This window comes from Mycobacterium terramassiliense (assembly GCF_900157385.1).
GTDB lineage: Bacteria > Actinomycetota > Actinomycetes > Mycobacteriales > Mycobacteriaceae > Mycobacterium > Mycobacterium terramassiliense.
The window spans coordinates 329725-344387 of the sequence record NZ_LT717699.1 but is presented as its reverse complement, the minus strand read 5'-3'; the positions used below and the strand labels follow the sequence as shown (position 1 = coordinate 344387).

Annotated in this window: 16 protein-coding genes; 8 read left to right on the top strand and 8 right to left on the bottom strand. The window is 70.1% G+C overall.

The genetic code is table 11. From position 1 onward, the window contains the following. Window position 1: 1 nt before the first annotated feature. Window positions 2-1270 carry an HRDC domain-containing protein gene (locus MTAB308_RS05840; protein ID WP_077098570.1) on the top strand — a complete coding sequence of 423 codons (1269 nt, stop codon included), beginning with the start codon at window positions 2-4 and terminating at the stop codon, window positions 1268-1270. Here the strand turns inward: MTAB308_RS05840 and dxs are convergent. Next, complete coding sequence (dxs, locus tag MTAB308_RS05835) at window positions 1267-3180, bottom strand: 1-deoxy-D-xylulose-5-phosphate synthase (protein WP_077098569.1); 1914 nt, start codon at window positions 3178-3180, stop codon at window positions 1267-1269. The two genes, MTAB308_RS05840 and dxs, sit on opposite strands and share 4 nt — an antisense overlap. Window positions 3181-3364: 184 nt before the next feature. Between dxs and MTAB308_RS05830 the strand changes: the two genes are divergently transcribed. Together MTAB308_RS05830 and MTAB308_RS05825 are read left to right on the top strand one after the other, a co-directional pair. Further along, window positions 3365-3808 (top strand): CBS domain-containing protein, encoded by a 444-nt coding sequence (locus MTAB308_RS05830; RefSeq protein WP_077098935.1) that lies wholly within the window; start codon window positions 3365-3367, stop codon window positions 3806-3808. A 17-nt stretch (window positions 3809-3825) separates the two neighbouring features. Beyond that, window positions 3826-5115 carry an ArsB/NhaD family transporter gene (locus tag MTAB308_RS05825; RefSeq protein ID WP_077098568.1) on the top strand — a complete coding sequence of 430 codons (1290 nt, stop codon included), beginning with the start codon at window positions 3826-3828 and terminating at the stop codon, window positions 5113-5115. A 7-nt stretch (window positions 5116-5122) separates the two neighbouring features. Here the strand turns inward: MTAB308_RS05825 and MTAB308_RS05820 are convergent, their stop codons facing one another. Both MTAB308_RS05820 and MTAB308_RS05815 read right to left on the bottom strand, forming a co-directional pair. Continuing rightward, window positions 5123-6304 (bottom strand): class I SAM-dependent RNA methyltransferase, encoded by a 1182-nt coding sequence (locus MTAB308_RS05820; protein ID WP_077098567.1) that lies wholly within the window; start codon window positions 6302-6304, stop codon window positions 5123-5125. Beyond that, window positions 6301-8295 (bottom strand): APC family permease, encoded by a 1995-nt coding sequence (locus tag MTAB308_RS05815; RefSeq protein WP_077098566.1) that lies wholly within the window; start codon window positions 8293-8295, stop codon window positions 6301-6303. Before MTAB308_RS05815 ends, MTAB308_RS05820 begins: the two co-directional genes overlap by 4 nt. Before the next feature lie 129 nt (window positions 8296-8424). Between MTAB308_RS05815 and MTAB308_RS05810 the strand changes: the two genes are divergently transcribed. After that, entirely contained in the window at window positions 8425-9108 is a 684-nt protein-coding gene (locus MTAB308_RS05810; RefSeq protein ID WP_077098565.1) for a potassium channel family protein, read from the top strand. Next, window positions 9105-9779: a potassium channel family protein gene (locus MTAB308_RS05805; RefSeq protein ID WP_077098564.1), complete on the top strand. Its 675-nt coding sequence runs from the start codon at window positions 9105-9107 to the stop codon at window positions 9777-9779. Before MTAB308_RS05810 ends, MTAB308_RS05805 begins: the two co-directional genes overlap by 4 nt. A gap of 121 nt (window positions 9780-9900) precedes the next feature. Here MTAB308_RS05805 and MTAB308_RS05800 read toward each other — a convergent pair whose 3' ends face one another. Continuing rightward, complete coding sequence (locus MTAB308_RS05800) at window positions 9901-10545, bottom strand: DUF3159 domain-containing protein (protein WP_077098563.1); 645 nt, start codon at window positions 10543-10545, stop codon at window positions 9901-9903. A 26-nt stretch (window positions 10546-10571) separates the two neighbouring features. Further along, the gene (locus MTAB308_RS05795) at window positions 10572-10940 is read right to left on the bottom strand and encodes an OB-fold nucleic acid binding domain-containing protein (protein ID WP_067882483.1); all 369 of its coding nucleotides are present in this window, start codon (window positions 10938-10940) and stop codon (window positions 10572-10574) included. 136 nt (window positions 10941-11076) lie between these two features. On the opposite strand from MTAB308_RS05795, the gene MTAB308_RS05790 reads away from it, so the two are divergent. Beyond that, window positions 11077-11775 (top strand): hypothetical protein, encoded by a 699-nt coding sequence (locus MTAB308_RS05790; RefSeq protein WP_077098562.1) that lies wholly within the window; start codon window positions 11077-11079, stop codon window positions 11773-11775. 3 nt (window positions 11776-11778) lie between these two features. On the opposite strand, the gene MTAB308_RS05785 is transcribed toward MTAB308_RS05790, so the two are convergent. Then, entirely contained in the window at window positions 11779-12546 is a 768-nt protein-coding gene (locus MTAB308_RS05785; protein WP_077098561.1) for a DUF3710 domain-containing protein, read from the bottom strand. Further along, a complete protein-coding gene (dut, locus tag MTAB308_RS05780; RefSeq protein WP_077098560.1) occupies window positions 12546-13010 on the bottom strand; it encodes a dUTP diphosphatase in 465 nt (154 codons plus the stop codon). Before dut ends, MTAB308_RS05785 begins: the two co-directional genes overlap by 1 nt. 25 nt (window positions 13011-13035) lie before the next feature. Here dut and MTAB308_RS05775 point away from each other — a divergent pair, with 25 nt between their 5' ends. After that, window positions 13036-13521 (top strand): DUF3093 domain-containing protein, encoded by a 486-nt coding sequence (locus tag MTAB308_RS05775; protein ID WP_077098559.1) that lies wholly within the window; start codon window positions 13036-13038, stop codon window positions 13519-13521. A 4-nt stretch (window positions 13522-13525) separates the two neighbouring features. Here the strand turns inward: MTAB308_RS05775 and MTAB308_RS05770 are convergent, their stop codons facing one another. Further along, entirely contained in the window at window positions 13526-13828 is a 303-nt protein-coding gene (locus MTAB308_RS05770; RefSeq protein ID WP_036468275.1) for a DUF4193 domain-containing protein, read from the bottom strand. Between the two features lie 183 nt (window positions 13829-14011). On the opposite strand from MTAB308_RS05770, the gene cei reads away from it, so the two are divergent. After that, on the top strand, window positions 14012-14662 hold the full coding sequence (gene cei / locus MTAB308_RS05765; RefSeq protein WP_077098558.1) for an envelope integrity protein Cei: 651 nt from the start codon (window positions 14012-14014) through the stop codon (window positions 14660-14662). The last annotated feature ends 1 nt before the right edge of the window (window position 14663 follow it).

The window sequence follows — 14663 nt, the reverse complement described above, 5'->3', positions numbered from 1 at the left end:
CATGGGCGAACCGGCGACCCCTGGGCCCGGCGCGCCACCCGAAGCCACCCCGCTACCCCACCCGGCCGACGGGGTCCCCGACCTCGCGGTGACCGTGCGTGAGATCGAGGCGGCGGCACGGCTCCTTGACCGCGGGCGCGGGCCCTTCGCGGTGGACGCCGAGCGGGCGTCGGGTTTCCGCTACTCCAACCGGGCCTACCTGATCCAGATCCGGCGGGCGGGGGCCGGCACGGTGCTCATCGACCCGGTCAGCCACGGCGCCGACCCGCTGACGGCGCTGCGGCCGGTCGCCGAGGTGCTGGGCTCCGACGAGTGGATCCTGCATTCGGCCGATCAGGACCTGCCGTGCCTGGCCGAGGTCGGCATGCGGCCCCCCGCGCTGTACGACACCGAACTCGCCGGCCGGCTGGCCGGGTTCGACCGGGTGAACCTGGCCACCATGGTCGAGCGGCTGCTGGGGTTCGGGTTGGCCAAGGGTCACGGCGCGGCGGACTGGTCCAAGCGCCCGCTGCCCGCCGAGTGGCTCAACTATGCGGCCCTGGACGTGGAATTGCTGATCGAGCTGCGCGCGGCGATCGCCGAGGTGCTGGCCGAGCAGGGCAAGACCGGTTGGGCCGCAGAGGAATTCGACTACCTGCGCGACGCGGGCGCCAGGGAGCTGCCCCCGGCCGTACGGCGCGAGCGCTGGCGCCGCACGTCGGGGATCCATCGCGTGCGCGACCGGCGCGCCCTCGCGGCGGTGCGCGAGCTGTGGGCGGCGCGCGACCGCATCGCGCAGCGCCGCGACATCGCGCCGCGCCGCGTCCTGCCGGATTCGGCGATCATCGACGCCGCGCTCGCCGACCCGAAGACCGTCGAGGAGCTCGTCAAGCTGCCGGTGTTCGGCGGGCGCAACCAGCGCCGCAGCGCGGCGGTCTGGCTGGGGGCGCTGGAAGCGGCCCGGCGGACCCAGGATCCGCCGGAGGACGCCGAGCCGCCGAACGGGCCGCCGCCGCCGGCGCGGTGGAGCAGGCGCAAACCGGAGGCCGCGGCGCGGCTGGAAGCGGCCCGCGCCGCGCTGGGCGACGTGTCGGAGCGGGTGGGGGTCCCGACGGAAAACCTCGTCTCGCCCGACCTGGTGCGACGGCTGTGCTGGGACTGGGCGGGCGCGCCCGACGCCGAGGAGGCCGTCGACGCATTCCTGCGCGCCGGGCAGGCCCGGGCCTGGCAACGGGAGCTGGTGGACCCGGTGCTGGCCCGGGCGTTGCAGCCGCCGGAGCAAACCGACTAGTCGAGGTGCTCCCGGATCTCGGCCTCGGCCACCGACGAGCCCAGCGCCGCGACCCAACCGGTGACGCGACGGGCCACGTCCTGATCGGTCAGGCCCAGATCGGCGAGGACCTCGCCCCGCGACGCGTGGTCGTAGAACCGCTGCGGCAGCCCGACGTCGCGGCACGGCGTGTCGATCTCCGCGCGCCGCAGCGCCGCCGACACCGCCGACCCCCCCCCGCCGTTGACGCCGTTGTCCTCGAGGGTGACGACCAGCTTGTGCTGCGCCGCCATCTCCAGCACGCCGTCGGCCACCGGCAACACCCAGCGCGGGTCGATCACCGTCACCCCGATGCCCTGGTTGTGCAGCCGCTTGGCCACCGCCAGGGCCATCGGCGCGAACGCACCGACCCCGACCAGCAGCACGTCGTGGTTCAGCCCGTCGGCCGGCAGCGCCAGCACATCGACACCCCCGCGCCGCTGAAGGGCCGGAATGTCTTCGCCCACATCGCCTTTGGGGAACCGTATCGCAGTCGGACCGTCGTCGACGTCGAGCGCCTCGCCGAGTTCCTCGCGCAGCCGGGCCGCGTCGCGGGGCGCGGCCACCCGGATACCGGGCACGATGTTGAGCAACGACAGGTCCCACATGCCGTTGTGGCTGGCGCCGTCGTTGCCGGTGACCCCGGCCCGGTCGAGCACCATGGTGACGGGCAGCTTGTGCAGCGCCACGTCCATCATGATCTGGTCGAAGGCCCGGTTGAGGAACGTCGAATAGATCGCCACCACCGGGTGCATGCCGCCCATCGCCAGGCCGGCCGCCGACGTCATCGCGTGCTGCTCGGCGATGCCGACGTCGAACAGGCGGTCCGGGAACTGTTGCCCGAACGCGGTCAGCCCGGTGGGGCCGGGCATCGCGGCGGTGATGGCCACGATGTCGCGGCGCTTGCGCGCGTAGGCGATGAGCGCGTCGGAGAAGGTCGCCGTCCAGCCCGGGCCGGCGATCTTGGTGGCCAGGCCGGTGGCCGGGTCGATGACGCCGCAGGAATGCATCTGCTCGGCCTCGTCGTCCTCGGCCGGCGCGTAGCCCATGCCCTTGCGGGTGACGACGTGCACGATCACCGGCCGCCCGAAGCCCCGCGCGTGGCGCAGCGCGGCCTCCACCGCACGCTCGTCGTGGCCGTCGACCGGGCCGACGTACTTCAGGCCCAGGTCGGTGAACAGCAGCTGCGGCGAGAGCGAGTCCTTGATGCCAGCCTTGACGCTGTGCATGAAGCGGTAGGCGATCTGGCCGAACAGCGGCAGCGAGCGCACCGCGTCGCGACCCCTCTCCAGCATGTGCTCGTAGGCCGGCTGCAGCCGCAGCGTGGCCAGGTGGTCGGCGACCCCGCCGATGGTGGGCGCGTAGCTGCGGCCGTTGTCGTTGACGACGATGATCACCGGCCGGTGCGAGGCGGCGATGTTGTTCAGCGCCTCCCAGCACATGCCGCCGGTGAGCGCGCCGTCGCCGACGACGGCCACCACGTGCCGGTTGCGGTGACCGCTCAGCTCGAACGCCTTGGCCAGCCCGTCGGCGTACGACAGCGCGGCGCTGGCGTGGCTGGACTCCACCCAGTCGTGTTCGCTCTCCGCGCGCGACGGATACCCCGACAGGCCGCCCTTCTTGCGCAGGCTCTCGAAGTCGTGGGAGCGGCCCGTCAGCATCTTGTGGACATAGGCCTGGTGGCCGGTGTCGAAGATGATCGGGTCGTGCGGCGAGTCGAACACGCGGTGCAGCGCGAGCGTCAGCTCGACGACGCCCAGGTTGGGCCCCAGATGCCCCCCGGTGGCAGCCACCTTGTGGATCAGGAACTCGCGAATCTCGCTCGCCAGATCCCGGAGCTGCTGTTGGGAGAGGTACTGCAGATCAGCGGGCCCGCGGATCTGTTCCAGCATCCCGTCAGTCTACGCAGGACCGCCGCACAGATCAGTGTCCGCGACGAGACTTTGGTAGCCTCGGACCGCGGTGCGCCGGGAAGCCTGGTCGGCAAGTTGTCCCCTCGTGTCCCCGACCCCGGAGTTCGCCGTGATCCTCGCCGTCGACCGCCCCGCGTCGACCGGGCGGCCGTATCGTCGCACTATGCGCGCCGAGCAGATCGCCGAAGACTTTCCGATCGTCAGCATCGACGGTGAGGCGCTGGACGCCGCCCGGTTGCTCGCCGAGCACCGGCTGCCGGGCCTCCTGGTCACCGATGCGTCGGGAAATCCCTACGCGGTGCTGCCCGCCTCCCAGGTCGTCCGTTTCATCGTGCCCCGCTACGTGCAGGACGATCCCTCGCTGGCCGGGGTGCTCAACGAATCGACGGCCGACCGCTGCGCGGAGAAGCTGAGCGGCAAGAAGGTGCGCGACGTGCTGCCGGAGCACCTGCTCGACGTCCCACCCGCCGACGCCGACGACACCATCATCGAGGTGGCGGCCCTCATGGCGCGGGAGCGAAGCCCGCTCGTCGCGGTGGTCAAGGCCGGCAAGTTGATCGGGGTCATCACGGCATCACGTGTGCTCGAGGCGGCGCTACGGCATTGATTCCCATAGGTGAATAGATGAGCGTCGTCGCGATCGTCGTGTTCGTCGTCGCCTACGCGCTGATCGCCAGCGACCGCGTCAACAAGACCCTGGTGGCGCTCACCGGTGCCGCGATCGTCGTCGCCTTGCCGGTCATCAATTCCGATGACGTCTTCTACTCCCACGAGACCGGAATCGACTGGGACGTCCTCTTTTTGCTGCTGGGCATGATGATCATCGTCAGCGTGCTGCGCCAAACCGGTGTGTTCGAGTACGTCGCGATCTGGTCCGCCAAGCGCGCCCGCGGTTCCCCCCTGCGCGTCATGATCCTGCTGGTGCTGGTCACCGCCATCGCCTCGGCCCTGCTCGACAACGTCACCACGGTGTTGCTGATCGCTCCGGTGACCCTGTTGGTGTGCGACCGGCTGGCGATCAACGCGGCGCCGTTCCTGATGGCCGAGGCGTTCGCGTCGAACATCGGCGGCACGGCGACGTTGATCGGCGACCCGCCCAACATCATCATCGCCAGCAAGGCCGGCCTGACGTTCAACGACTTCCTGATCCATCTGGCGCCGATCGTGATCATCGTGCTGGTCGTCCTGATCGCGTTGCTGCCGCGCCTGTTTCGTGGTTCCTTCGCCGTGGACCCCGAGCGGGTCGCCGACGTCATGTCGCTGGAGGAGAAGGAGGCGATTCGCGATCGCAGGTTGCTCGTCGCGTGCGGCGTCGTGTTGCTGGCGGTGTTCGCCGCGTTCGTCGGCCACTCGGCGCTGCACATGGCGCCCTCCATCGTGGCGATGCTGGGCGCCGGCATCCTGATCGTGGTGTCGCGGCTGGAGCACGCCGATTACCTGTCCAGCGTCGAGTGGGAGACGCTGCTGTTCTTCGCCGGGCTGTTCATCATGGTCGGGGCGCTGGTCAAGACCGGCGTCGTCAAGCGGCTGGCGCATCTGGCGATCACCGCCACCGGCGGCAACACCTTGTTGGCGACCATGGTGATCTTGGCCGCGTCGCTGGTGATCAGCGGGGTCGTCAACAACGTTCCCTACGCCGCCACGATGGCGCCGGTCGTCGCGGACTTGGTCCCGGCCCTAGGAGACCACGTCAATCCCGGCGCCCTGTGGTGGGCCCTTGCGCTCGGCACCGATTTCGGCGGCAACCTCACCGCCGTCGGCGCCAGCGCAAACGTCGTCGTGCTCGGGATCGCCGCGCGCGCCGACAATCCCATCTCCTTCGGGGAATTCACCCGCAAGGGCGCGATCGTCACGGTGATGTCCGCCGGGCTTTCCGCGGCGTATCTCTGGTTGCGCTACTTCGTCTTTGGCTGAGAGGTGGTTAACGGGTCAGCAGCGCAACGGATTCGGTGTGATGGGTCAGCGGGAACGCGTCGAACACCTTGATCTTCTCGACCGCATAGCCGTTCGCGCGATACAGGCCGATGTCGCGCGCGAAAGACGCTGCCTCGCAACCGATGTGCACCACACGCGGCACCCCGGCGGCAGCCAGCAGGTCGATGATCTCGCGCCCCGCACCGGCCCGCGGCGGGTCCAGCACCGCAACCGCGGCCGCGTCGCGCTGCGCGGTCAGCGCCCGCCGGACCGAGTCGGTGACGACGTCCACCTGGGGCAGGTCGGCCAGCGCGGCGCGCGCGGCCCGCGTCGCCGAGCGCGAGGTGTCGACGGTGACCACCCGCCCCGAGGACCCCACCGCGTCACCAAGCGCGGCGGCGAAAACCCCCGCGCCGCCGTAGAGATCCCACACGGTCGCGCCCGCGCCGGGCTGGGCCCAATCGACCACCAGGGCGCTGTAGACGCGCGCCGCGTCCCGATGCGCCTGCCAGAACGCCGTGACCGGCGCCCGCCAGCTGCGCGCGCCCACCCGCTGCACCGCCTCGTAGCCGCCCTCGACCACCGTGGTCTGGATCCGCCGGCCGTGCCGTAGGGCGCACACGACGTGGCGCTCGCCGTCGTCGTCGACGGCGACGTGCAGCTGCGCGCCCGGCGGCCACCGCGCCCCGGAGAGTCCATCCAGCATGCCGGGCGGCAGCTGCGCACAGCGCAGGTCGGTGACCAACTCGTCGCTGTGGTAGCGGTGGAAGCCGGGCCGACGATCCTCGCCCACCTCCAGCCGGACCCGGGTGCGCCAACCGGCGGGCCCGGCATCCGAAAGCGGTTCCGCCTCGCCGCTCCAGTCATGCCCGCCCAGCCGGGACAGCTGGTTGGCGACGACTTGGGCCTTGAGCACCCGGGCCGCCTCCGGGGTGGCGAACGCCAGATCGCAACAGCCCGCGCCGTCGGCCCCGGCGATCGGGCACAGCGACGCGACGCGGTCGTCCGACGGCTCGATCACCTCGACAACCTGGGCGTGCCAATAGGAATCGCGCTCGGAAGTGACCCGCACCCGCACCCGTTCGCCGGGCAGCGCGTAGCGCACGAACACGACCCGGCCCTCGTGGTGCGCCACGCAACTCCCCCCGTTGGCCGGGGGGCCGGTGACCAGTGTCAGTTCGGCGCTCAATCGAAGATGCCGCGACGGGCGTCGCCGGGCGCCGCGTGCGGGTGGAAGGCCTTGAGTCGTTCCGACGAATTCAATTGCCAGGGAACCGAAGTCACCATCACGTTGGGCATGAATAGCAACCTGCCCTTGAGCCGCAGCGCGCTTTGGTTGTGCAGCACCTGCTCCCACCAGTGGCCCACCACATACTCGGGGATGAACACCGTCACCACGGTGCGCGGCGACTCCTTGCTGACCCGTTTGACGTAATCCAGGATGGGACGGGTGATCTCGCGGTACGGCGACGCAATGACCTTGAGCGGCACGCTGATATCGCTTTCCTCCCACCTGTGCACCAGCTCGCGGGTTTCGGCGTCGTCGACGCTGACCGTGAGGGCCTCGAGCGCGTCGGGACGGGTGGCGCGCGCGTAGGCCAGCGCGCGCAGGGTCGGCAGGTGCAGCTTGGACACCAGCACCAAGGCGTGGTTTCGGCTGGGCAACACCACGTCGTGCTCGGCCGCCTCCTGCTCCTCCAATTCCCGGCTTACCGTGTGGTAATGCCGGTGGATCATCTTCATGACGATGAACAGCAGGCTCATCGCGAACAGGGCGATCCACGCCCCCGCGGCGAACTTGGTGACCAGGACGACCAACAAGACCGCGCCGGTGGAAAGCAATCCGACCGTGTTGACCACCCGCGAGCGCATCATCTTGCGCCGCGCCCGCGGATCGGTCTCGGTGCGCAGCAACCTGGTCCAGTGCCGGACCATGCCGATCTGGCTCAGCGTGAACGAGATGAACACGCCGACGATGTACAGCTGGATCAGCGCGGTGACCTCGCCACGGAACGCGATGATCGCCAGCAGGGCCGCCCCGGACAAAAACAGGATTCCGTTGGAGAACGCCAATCTGTCACCGCGGGTGTGCAATTGGCGCGGAAGGTAGCTGTGCTGCGCCAGGATCGAGCCGAGCACCGGGAAACCGTTGAACGCGGTGTTGGCCGCGAGCACCAGGATCAGCGCGGTCACCGTGGCGATCAGCAGGAACCCGATGTGAAAGCTGCCGAACACCGTCTCGGCCAGCTGCGCGACCAACGTCTTCTGGTAGTAGTTCGGGGGGGCGCCGGTCAGCTGCCGCGCGGGATCCTCGACGAGCTTGACCCCGATGTTCTCGGCCAGCACGATGATGCCCATCAACAGCGTGACCGCGATGCCGCCCAGCATCAGCAAGGTGGTGGCCGCGTTGCGCGATTTGGGCTTCTCAAATGCCGGCACGCCGTTGCTGATCGCCTCGACGCCGGTCAGCGCCGCGCACCCCGAGGAGAACGACCGCGCCACCAGGAAAGCCAACGCGAAGCCGACGATCTGGCCGTGCTCGGCGTGCATCTCGAAACCGGCCGATTCCGCGCGCAGCGGGTTGCCGAGCACGAAGATCCGGAACAGGCCCCAGCCGATCATCACCAGCACACCGATGATGAACGCATAGGTCGGAATGGCGAACGCCAGCCCGGACTCGCGGACGCCGCGCAGGTTCAGCGCCATCACCAACAGGATCGCGGCGACGCAGAACCACACCTTGTTCTGGGCGACGACGGGTATCGCCGAGCCGATGTTCGACATCGCCGACGCCGTCGAAACGGCAACGGTGAGAACGTAATCCACCATCAGGGCGCTGGCCACCACGAGGCCTGCGGTGTCGCCGAGGTTGGTGGTGACCACCTCGTAGTCGCCGCCGCCCGACGGGTAGGCGTGCACGTTCTGCCGGTAGCTGGCCACCACGACCAACATGACCCCGGCCACGGCCAGGCCGATCCACGGTGTCAGCGCGTACGCGCTCACCCCGGCCACCGAGAGCATCAGGAAGACTTCCTCGGGCGCATAGGCCACCGAGGACAACGCATCGGAGGCGAACACCGGCAAGGCGATCCGTTTGGGCAGCAGGGTGTGACTCAGCCGGTCGCTGCGAAACGGCCGGCCGATCAGCAGCCGGCGCGCAGCGGTCGAAAGTTTGGACACGAGAGCCAAGAGTAAGCCCACCCGGGCTTGGTAGCGTTTCGTAGGCAACAATGTTGCGGACGGACCGAATCGGCTGGCCAGCCCGGATTGCCGATTGAACAGCACAGGACGCAGCCGAGAGGACCCCAAGTGCGCGTGGTGGTGATGGGTTGCGGCCGGGTGGGCTCTTCGCTGTCCGACGCGCTCTCCCGCATCGGCCATGACGTGGCCGTCATCGACCGCGACAGCACCGCCTTCAATCGGCTCAGTCCCGAGTTCTCGGGCGAGCGGGTGCTGGGCCAGGGATTCGACCGGGACGTGCTGCTCAGCGCCGGCATCGAGGGGGCCGATGCGTTCGCCGCGGTGTCGTCGGGGGACAACTCGAACATCATCTCGGCCCGGCTGGCGCGGGAGACCTTCGGCGTGCAGCGCGTTGTCGCCCGGATCTACGACGCCAAGCGCGCCGAGGTCTACGAGCGCCTCGGCATCCCGACGATCGCCACGGTCCCCTGGACCACCGACCGCCTGCTCAACACCCTCACCCGGGAGAGCGAGACCGCCAAGTGGCGCGATCCGACCGGCACCGTCGCGGTGGCCGAGGTCGATCTGCACGAGGACTGGGTGGGGCACCGGGCCACCGACCTGGAGCAGGCCACCGGCGCTCGGGTGGCGTTTTTGATCCGGTTCGGCACCGGGGTGTTGCCGGAACCGAAGACCGTGATCCAGGCCGGCGATACGGTCTACATCGCGGCGATATCCGGCCGCGCCGCCGAGGCGGTCGCCATCGCGGCCCTGCCGCCGGCTGAGGACCTCGAGGCGGGACCGCGCAAGTGAAAGTAGCTGTCGCCGGGGCCGGCGCCGTCGGCCGATCGGTCACCCGCGAACTCGTCGGCAACGGCCACGACGTGACGCTGATCGAGCGCAACCCCGAACACGTCGACATCGACGCCATCCCGGCCGCGCACTGGCGCCTCGGCGACGCGTGCGAACTGAGCCTGCTGCAGTCGGTGCACCTGGAGGGCTTCGACGTGGTGGTCGCCGCGACCGGCGACGACAAGGCCAACGTGGTGCTCAGCCTGTTGGCCAAGACCGAGTTCGCGGTGCCGCGGGTGGTGGCCCGGGTCAATGACCCCCGCAACGAATGGCTGTTCACCGACGCGTGGGGGGTGGACGTGGCGGTGTCCACGCCGCGCATGCTGGCCTCGCTCATCGAGGAGGCCGTCGCCGTCGGTGATCTGGTGCGGCTCATGGAATTCCGCCGGGGTCAGGCCAACCTGGTCGAGATCACCCTGCCCGACGACACCCCGTGGGGCGGCAAGCCGGTGCGCCGGTTGCAGCTGCCCCGGGACACGGCGCTGGTGACCATCCTGCGCGGCCCGCGCGTCATCGTGCCGGAGGCCGACGAGCCGCTCGAAGGCGGCGACGAACTGCTCTTCGTGGCGGTCGCCGAGGCGGAAGAGGAACTGCAGAAGCTGCTGCTGCCGGCCACCGAGCCCGGCGACTGATCGCCTCGATGGTGCCGACCCGCCGCGCCCGGCTACGCCGCGCTTGCGATCGCCCCCGGCGACTGATCGCCTCGATGGTGGCGACCCGCCGCGCCCGGCTACGCCGCGCTTGCGATCGCCACTAGTCGGTCACCCGTTCGGCGCCGGCGTTCTCCTCGGCGGGCATCGCGCGCTGCGCGGCCTTGATCGCCGCGAACGTCGCCAGCGCGGCCAGCACCGTCAGCGGCCAGCCCATCCCGATGCGGGCCACGCCCAGCCAACCGGTCTGGTCGGCGTCGTAGAGGATCCGCTGAACCACGAACCGGGCGCCGAACACCAGCACCCAGCACACCGAGGCGATGTCGAACGCGTGGACGGCCCGGGGCACGTCGCGCCAGGCGCGATCGCGCCCGGTGGCCCAGCTCCAGGCGTAGCCGACGAGGGGCCGGCGGATCAGCACCGACGCCGCGAACAGCACCGCCCACAGCAGCGACATCCAGATGCCCAGCAGGAAGTAGCCCTTGGACTGCCCCACCGCGTAGGCGATCAGCGCGCAGACGGCGACGCCGATGAACCCGGAGAACGCCGGCTGGGTGGAGTCCCGCCGGATCAGGCGCCACAGCAAGACCAGCGCGGCCGCGCCCAGCGCGGCGCCGATGGCGGGCAGCAGACTGGACAGACCGGAAACCACCACGAAGACCACCACGGGCAGCGACGAGTAGAGGACGCCACTGAGCCCGCCCACCTGTTCGAGCAGGCGCTCCGGGCTCACGCGGTCAGTGGTCACGGGCGTGCCCCCATTCGCGGGGGACGTCACCGTTGAATTTCGTAGTGCGGGTTGTAGATCGCCTTGGTGCCGTTGTCCAGCTTGCCCAGCCGGCCCCGGACCCGCAGCGTGCGACCCGAGTCGATGCCGGGAATGCGGCGTTGGCCCAACCACACCAGGGTGACGGTGTCGGTGCCGTCGAACAGTTCGGCGCGGACCCCGCCGGAGCAACCTTTGCCGTTCGTTTCCACGCTGCGCAGCGTGCCGACCATGGTGACCTCCTGGCCACGTTCGCAGTCGATCGCACGCTGCGCGCCGGTACTCGCGACTTCGTCGGACAATTCTTCGGAGTCGAGCTGCTCCGGGTCCTCAGTCAACCGACGGGTCAGCCGGCGCAAATATCCTTGGGCCCCCATGGCCACTCCTGACAGTGCTGTTAAAGCCTCGGTGCTTCCTCCATGCCAACGGACACCGTAGACCTGTTGGTTCCCCGGCGCCAACCGGACGAAACGTGGTGTTGGACCGCTCGTGAAGGCCGGGCAATATCGAGGGGTGGCTGTCGATCTGCGGGGTGTCTCGACCGTGTTGCTGCCGGGCACCGGCTCCGACGACGACTACGTCTACCGGGCCTTTTCTCACCCGCTGCGCGAGGCCGGCGCCACGCTGGTGGCCCCGCCGCCCCGGCCGGACCGGTTGATCGACGGCTACGTGTCCGCGCTCAACGACGCGGCCCGCGACGGCCCGATCGGTGTCGGCGGCGTGTCGATCGGGGCCGCGGTGGCGGCCGCGTGGGCGCTGGCCCATCCCGACCGCGCCGTCGCCGTCCTGGCCGCGCTGCCCGCCTGGGCCGGCCCGCCCGGAACCGCACCCGCGGCGCTGGCGGCGCGGTATTCGGCGTCCCAGCTGCGCGCCGAGGGCCTGGCGGCGACCACGACGCAGATGCGGGACTCCAGCCCGCCGTGGCTGGCCGACGAGCTGGCCCGGTCGTGGCGCGCCCAGTGGCCCCAGCTGCCCGACGCCATGGAGGAGGCGGCGGCCTACGTCGCGCCCAGCTGCGCGGACCTGACCGGGCTGGACACGCCGCTGGCGGTGGCCGCCGCGGTCGACGATCCGATCCACCCCTTGCAGGTGGCCCTCGACTGGGTCACCGCCGCGCCGCGGGCGGCGCTGCGGACGGTGACGCTGGATCAGCTCGGCGCGGACCCCGCCGCGCTGGGCGCGGCCTGCCTGGCCGCCCTCGCCGAGCTGTAGGACTCAGCCGCCGGTCGTGGTGCGCAGCTGCTGCATGGCCGACCCCTCGGCGCTGCGGCGCGCGGCCGGCTCGGGCGGCTGTTCCCCCTGGGGCGCCTCGCCCTGCGCGTCGGCCTGTTGGGAGGCCGGTGGGGAGGCCTGCTGGGCGGCCGCGGCGGCCCGCAGCTGTTCGGCCATCGGCTCGGGCAGCTGCACGGGCAACGGCGTCCGCACCGGCAGCGGGGTGTCGCCACGGCGAACCACGGTGTCCGCCAAGGCCGCCCGCGCCTCCTGCTCCAGAGCTTCCATGGTTTCATGCGCGCCGTTGATGACGCAGCGGATCATCCAGCGGTAGCCGTCGACCCCGATGAACCGCACCACACCGGTCGCGGTGCCGACCACCTCGCGGCCCCACGGGCCGTCCTTGATGCTGACCTTGGCCGAGTCCTTGCGCAGCGACTCGGCGAGCTCCGCGGCCACCTCGCGCCACAGGCCCCCCGTCTTGGGCGCGGCGTAGGCGGCGATGGTGAAACGACCGTTGGGGGTGACGACCCACACCGCGCTGGGCACGCCGGTCTCGGTCAGTTCGACCTGGAGCTGCCCCGCCTCCGGCATCGGAATCAGGACCGAGCCCAAGTCGAGCCGCGCCAGTTCGGCGACCGCGGGGTCGTCGAAGTCGTCGATGTCGAACGGGCCCTCGAGCTCGTCGGACTCCTGGGGGGATACCTGGGCCTCGACGTCGTCCGTGGGGTCGCCGTCGCCTTTGTCTGAGCGCTTACCGAATGCCGCCATCACAAACTCGCATGTCCTCCGGAGGAACCGTGACCACCGTCGCCACGGGATGTTTCGGCCAGCCCGGCCTCGTCGAACGACGACACCTCGACCAGCTCCACCAACTCGACCCGCTGCACCAGCAATTGGGCGATCCGGTCGCCGCGGTGCACCACGATCGGCTCGTCCGGATCGAGATTGATCAGCGCGACCTTGATCTCGCCGCGGTAGCCGGCGTCGATGGTACCCGGGCTGTTGACGATCGAAAGCCCAACGCGCGCAGCCAGTCCCGAGCGCGGGTGCACCAGACCCACCATCCCGAACGGAATGGCCACCGCGACGCCCGTTCGCACCAGGGCGCGACGCCCCGGGCCTAACTTGACGTCTTCGGCGCTGAAAAGATCGACCCCGGCGTCGCCGTCGTGGGCGCGAGCGGGCAGCGGAAGTTCGGGATCGAGGCGGACGATGGCCAGACTGGTCGACACGGGGCCACAGACTACCCTTGACCGCGTGTCTGCAACGCGCGTCGCGCCGCACAGCGTGCGATATCGCGAACGACTGTGGGTGCCGTGGTGGTGGTGGCCACTGGCTTTCGGGCTGGCGGCGCTGATCGCGTTCGAAGTCAACCTCGGTGTTCGCTCGCTGCCCGACTGGCTGCCGTACGCGGCGCTGTTCGTGGTGGCCGCCGGGGCGCTGCTGTGGCTGGGCCGGGTCGAGATCCGCGTCACCGAAAGCTCGTCCGCCCCGGGCGGGGTGGAACTGTGGGCCGGCGAGGCGCATCTACCGGTCAACGTGATCGCCCGGTCCGCCGAGATAGCGCCGACGGCGAAGTCGGCGGCCCTGGGCCGCCAGCTCGACCCGGCCGCCTACGTGCTGCACCGGGCATGGGTCGGCCCCATGGTGCTGGTGGTCCTCGATGACCCAGACGACCCGACGCCGTACTGGCTGGTGAGCTGCCGTCACCCGGAGCGGGTGCTGTCGGCATTGCGCAGTTGACCGATCAGGCCGCGCAGTCGGTACAGATCATCACGCCGTTCTTCTCGCTGGCGAGACGGCTGCGGTGTTGCACCAAAAAGCAGCTCGAGCAGGTGAACTCGTCGGCCTGCTTCGGGATGACGCGTACGGACAGCTCTTCTCCGGAAAGGTCGGCGCCGGGCAGTTCGAAATTCTCAGCTGATTCGGATTCGTCGACGTCGACGACGGCCGAGGCCGCCTCGTTGCGTCGTGCTTTGAGCTCCTCCAGCGAGTCTTCCGAGACGTCGTCGGTCTCGGTACGCCGCGGAGCGTCGTAGTCGGTAGGCATATCTCTCCCCTGCCCTATCCCCTCTAACAGGCCTCGTTTATCCCAAGCAACGCTTTGTACCAGCGTCGAACGCATCCACCAAACGATTCGTGCCCGTATCGCGCGCCATTAGTGTGTGATTTACGTCACACGCCCGGATTGACCCTTGCCTCGAGTCTTAAACAGTGCCTTTAGAGTGCACATGTGGTCGCACAGATTACCGAAGGTACCGCTTTTGACAAGCACGGGAGGCCTTTCAGGCGACGCAATCCCCGGCCCGCGATCGTGGTGCTCGCGCTGCTGGTGGTGGCCACCGGCGTGGTGTGGACCGTGGCGCTGACGCGACCGGCGAAGGTGCACGAGGCCGTGGTGTGCAACCCGCCGCCGCAGCCGCCCGGGTCCACCGCCCCCCAACTCGGCGAGCAGGTGTCGCGCAGCGCCATGGCCGACGTCACACCCGCCAAACTCGCCGACACCAAGGTCCGCGTGCTCAACGCCAGCGGTCGCGGCGGCCAGGCCGGCGACGTCGCGGGCGCCATGAAGGACCTGGGCTTCGCGCAGCCCACCGCCGCCAACGACCCCGTCTACGCCGGCACGAGGCTGAACTGCCAAGGGCAGATCCGCTTCGGCACGGCCGGACAGGCCACGGCCGCCGCGGTGTGGCTGGTGGCGCCCTGCACGGAATTGTTCAACGACAGCCGCGCCGACGATTCCGTCGACCTGGCCATCGGCACGGAGTTCACCGCGCTGGCCCACAACGACGACGTCGATGCGGTGCTCGCCAGCCTGAAACCCGGCGCCACCGAGCCGTCGGATCCCGCGCTGCTGCAAAAGATTCACTCCAGCAGCTGCTGAC

Coding starts and splice junctions, on each gene's coding strand:
- dxs (WP_077098569.1), bottom strand. CDS start 3,180: ATGCTGGAACAGATCCGCGGGCCCGCTGATCTGCAGTACCTCTCCCAA.
- MTAB308_RS05840 (WP_077098570.1), top strand. CDS start 2: ATGGGCGAACCGGCGACCCCTGGGCCCGGCGCGCCACCCGAAGCCACC.
- MTAB308_RS05785 (WP_077098561.1), bottom strand. CDS start 12,546: ATGGCGGCATTCGGTAAGCGCTCAGACAAAGGCGACGGCGACCCCACG.
- MTAB308_RS05795 (WP_067882483.1), bottom strand. CDS start 10,940: ATGGGGGCCCAAGGATATTTGCGCCGGCTGACCCGTCGGTTGACTGAG.
- MTAB308_RS05830 (WP_077098935.1), top strand. CDS start 3,365: ATGCGCGCCGAGCAGATCGCCGAAGACTTTCCGATCGTCAGCATCGAC.
- MTAB308_RS05825 (WP_077098568.1), top strand. CDS start 3,826: ATGAGCGTCGTCGCGATCGTCGTGTTCGTCGTCGCCTACGCGCTGATC.
- MTAB308_RS05770 (WP_036468275.1), bottom strand. CDS start 13,828: ATGCCTACCGACTACGACGCTCCGCGGCGTACCGAGACCGACGACGTC.